The organism is Streptomyces sp. SID14478 (genome assembly GCF_010548525.1).
Classification (GTDB): domain Bacteria; phylum Actinomycetota; class Actinomycetes; order Streptomycetales; family Streptomycetaceae; genus Streptomyces.
The window spans coordinates 1-3,656 of sequence record NZ_JAAGMG010000640.1; the positions used below are offsets into that span (position 1 = coordinate 1).

The window sequence follows — 3,656 nt, forward strand, 5'->3', positions numbered from 1 at the left end:
CGAGCCCGCCGCCCGCGCAGGCGCCCGCCGACCCGGCCGCCACCACGCTCGCCGTGCTGCTGATCGGCCCGGCCGGCGCCGGCAAGACCAGCGTCGCCAAGCACTGGGCGGAGCGCCGCCGCGTACCGACGGCCCACATCAGCCTCGACGACGTACGCGAATGGGTCCGCTCGGGGTTCGCCGACCCGCAGACCGGGTGGAACGACCACAGCGAGGCGCAGTACCGCCTCGCCCGCCGCACCTGCGGCTTCGCCGCCCGCAACTTCCTGGCCAACGGGATCTCCTGCATCCTCGACGACGCGGTCTTCCCGGACCGGCCCGTGGTCGGGCTCGGCGGCTGGAAGCGGCACGTCGGCCCCGGCCTGCTCCCGGTCGTCCTGCTGCCGGGTCTGGAGATCGTCCTGGAGCGCAACGCCCAGCGCAGCGGCAACCGGCGCCTGACCGACGAGGAAGTCGCCCGGATCCACGGACGCATGGCGGGCTGGTACGGATCGGGCCTGCCGATCATCGACAATTCCCAGCTCGACGTGGCCGCCACGGCGCAGGTCCTGGACGAGGTGCTCGCCCGGGCCATCGCCAGCCCGCCCCAGTGGTGAACCGTCACCCCCGCACCGCCCCGACGGCCCCGGGAACGTACGTGCCGCCGCCCGTCCGGACGCGCTGAACCGGCCGTGCGGCGCTCCCGCTCGTACGCTCGGCCTCATGTCAGAGGTGTACGCGGCCCGACGGGACCGGCTCAGAGAGCGCACGACGGCGGGCGGCAGTGCGGCCGCTCTCGTGTCGCGCCCCGCCAACGTCCGCTATCTCGCAGGAGCGGCCCCGCACGGCGCCGTCCTGCTGCTCGGCCGGGAACCCGGCGGCAGCGGTGACGTCCTGCTGTGCACGCGGCCGCCCAGCGGGCAGACCGCCGAGGGGCGGGCCGACGAGGAGCTGCGGGTCCAGGTCCTTGCCGCGTCCGCCGGCGATCCGGCGGTCGCCGCCGCTGACGTCGCCGCCGCCCAGGGCGTCGACTCGCTCGCCGTGGAGGAGCACCACCTGACGGTGGTACGGCACCGCGCGCTCGGCTCGGTCGCGCCCCGGCTGCGTCTCGCCGATCTGAACAAGGGCGTCGAACAGCTGCGGCTGGTCAAGGACGAGGACGAGATCTCCTGTCTGCGGATCGCCGCCGAGATCGCTGACCAGGCCCTCGGCGAACTGCTCGAGTCGATCCTCGTCGGCCGCACCGAGCGCCACCTCGCCCTCGAACTGGAACGTCGACTTGTCGACCACGGCGCCGACGGTCCCGCCTTCCCGACCTCCGTCGGCACCGGACCCAACTCGGGGCGCGGCGCCCACCGCCCCAGCGACCGCCGGGTGGAAGAGGGCGACTTTCTGTCCGTCTGCCTGGGCGCGACGTATCGCGGCTACCGCTGCGAGATCGGCCGGACCTTCGTCATCGGGACCTCGCCCGCCGACTGGCAGATCGAGCTCTACGACCTCGTTTTCGCCGCTCAGCGGGCCGGACGCGAGAGTCTGGTGCCCGGTGCCGAGTACCGCGAGGTGGACCGGGCCGCCCGGCACGTACTGGACGCGGCGGGGTATGGTGACGGGCTCCCGCGGCTGACCGGCCACGGGGTGGGACTCGAAATCGACGAGGACCCGCAGTTGGCCCCCGCGGCCATGGGTAAACTTGACGCTTGTGTGCCGGTCACCGTCGAGCCGGGGGTTCACCTCCCTGGTCGGGGCGGCGTCCGGATCGATGACACGCTCGTCGTCCGCCCCGAGGCGGACGGCGGACCCGAGCTACTCACCATCACGACCAAGGAGCTGCTCGCGCTGTAGCCGTCGGCTGCGCGCTGTGCCCCGGGGTCGTCCACGTCAGTCCAGGAGATTCCGCAACCGTGGCTTCCACGAACGACCTCAAGAACGGCCTGGTGCTCAAGCTCGACGGGGGCCAGCTCTGGTCCGTCGTCGAGTTCCAGCACGTCAAGCCCGGCAAGGGCCCGGCCTTCGTGCGCACCAAGCTCAAGAACGTGCTCTCCGGCAAGGTCGTCGACAAGACGTTCAACGCCGGCGTCAAGGTCGAGACGGCCACGATCGACAAGCGCGACATGCAGTTCTCGTACATGGACGGCGACTACTTCGTCTTCATGGACATGGAGACCTACGACCAGCTGCACGTCGACCGCAAGGCCGTCGGCGACGCCGCCAACTTCCTCATCGAGGGCTTCAACGCCTCCGTGGCGCAGCACGAGGGCGAGGTGCTCTTCGTCGAGCTGCCGGCCGCCGTCGAGCTGGTCATCCAGGAGACCGAGCCGGGCGTCCAGGGCGACCGCTCCACCGGTGGCACCAAGCCCGCCACCCTGGAGACCGGCCACCAGATCGCGGTGCCGCTCTTCATCACCACGGGCGAGAAGATCAAGGTCGACACCCGTGACAGCAGCTACCTCGGCCGGGTGAACAGCTAACCGTGGCTGCCCGTAATACGGCCCGCAAGCGAGCCTTCCAGATCCTCTTCGAGGCCGATCAGCGCGGCGCCGACGTCGTGACGGTCCTTGCCGACTGGGTCAAGAACTCGCACGGCGACCCGCAGCAGCCCCCCGTCAGCGAGTACACGATGGAGCTGGTCGAGGGGTACGCCCCCAAGGCCCGCCGCATCGACGAGCTGATCTCGCAGTACGCCGTCGACTGGACGCTGGACCGGATGCCGGTCGTGGACCGCAACATCCTGCGGCTCGGCGCCTACGAACTGATCTGGGTCGACGGAACGCCGGACGCCGTGGTGCTCGACGAGGCCGTCTCCCTGGCCAAGGAGTTCTCCACCGACGACTCCCCGGCGTTCATCAACGGACTTCTGGCCCGCTTCAAGGACCTGAAGCCCTCGCTCCGCCGCGACGAGGCGTAACGCCGACGAGGCACAACGCCACAGACGCCGCAGAGCGCACCGCATTTCCGCAGGCCCGGAGCAGAACCTGAACAATGTTCTGCTTCGGGCCTGGTGCGTTCCCGGGCCCGGTCACTAGGTTCTGGCCATGTCCCCCACAGGTCTCCCGGTCACCGTGCGCGTCGGCTACGGCCTCGGCTCCTTCGCCACCGGCACCTTCGGCACCGTCCCCGGTCTGCTGCTGCTCTACTACCTGACCGACGTCCTCGGCGTCGGCGCGGGCCTCGCGGGACTGCTCGTCTTCCTGCCCAAGGCGTGGGACGTGCTGCTCAACCCGTGGATCGGCAGCCTGTCCGACCGCAGTACGCGCTCCCGCTTCGGGCCGCGCCGCTCGTGGATGCTGCTCGGCGCGCTCACGCTTCCGCTCTGCTTCGCCGCCATGTTCGCGGCCCCGGGCCTGGACGGCGGGCCCGCGGCGGCCTACGTCGCCGTCCTCTTCCTGCTGGCCGCCTCCGCGTACGCCTGCTTCCAGGTCCCCTACGTCGCCCTGCCCGCGGAACTCACGGCCGACCCGGACGAGCGTGCCCGGATCATGTCCTGGCGCGTGGCCTTCCTCGCGGTCGCGATCCTGCTGTCCGGCGCCCTCGCGCCGCTGCTCGCCGGAGTCACGGCCGACGACCGCGGCAGCGCGGGCGGCTACCGCCTGATGGGCGTGGTCGTCGGCGCCCTGCTCGCCCTCGGCATGCTCGCCGCCGTGGCCGCGACGGCGGGGACCAGGAGCGCCCTGCGGACG

The 3,656-nt window shown here is 71.6% G+C and carries 5 protein-coding genes; all 5 read left to right on the top strand.

Annotated elements, in window-relative coordinates:
* The coding region (locus tag G3I40_RS21470; RefSeq protein WP_164303764.1) for an AAA family ATPase at positions 1-596 on the top strand (596 nt) is incomplete at its 5' end.
* Between the two features lie 106 nt (positions 597-702).
* Complete coding sequence (locus G3I40_RS21475; protein ID WP_164303765.1) at positions 703-1,821, top strand: aminopeptidase P family protein; 1,119 nt, start codon at positions 703-705, stop codon at positions 1,819-1,821.
* A 59-nt stretch (positions 1,822-1,880) separates the two neighbouring features.
* Complete coding sequence (gene efp, locus G3I40_RS21480; RefSeq protein WP_164303766.1) at positions 1,881-2,447, top strand: elongation factor P; 567 nt, start codon at positions 1,881-1,883, stop codon at positions 2,445-2,447.
* 2 nt (positions 2,448-2,449) lie between these two features.
* Positions 2,450-2,884: a transcription antitermination factor NusB gene (gene nusB, locus G3I40_RS21485; RefSeq protein ID WP_164303767.1), complete on the top strand. Its 435-nt coding sequence runs from the start codon at positions 2,450-2,452 to the stop codon at positions 2,882-2,884.
* A 127-nt stretch (positions 2,885-3,011) separates the two neighbouring features.
* Positions 3,012-3,656 (top strand): MFS transporter (locus G3I40_RS21490; RefSeq protein WP_164303768.1); only part of this gene is annotated, 645 nt, incomplete at its 3' end.

Excerpts from the sequence above, each read along its gene's own strand:
- G3I40_RS21475 (WP_164303765.1), top strand. The coding sequence starts at position 703 with ATGTCAGAGGTGTACGCGGCCCGACGGGACCGGCTCAGAGAGCGCACG.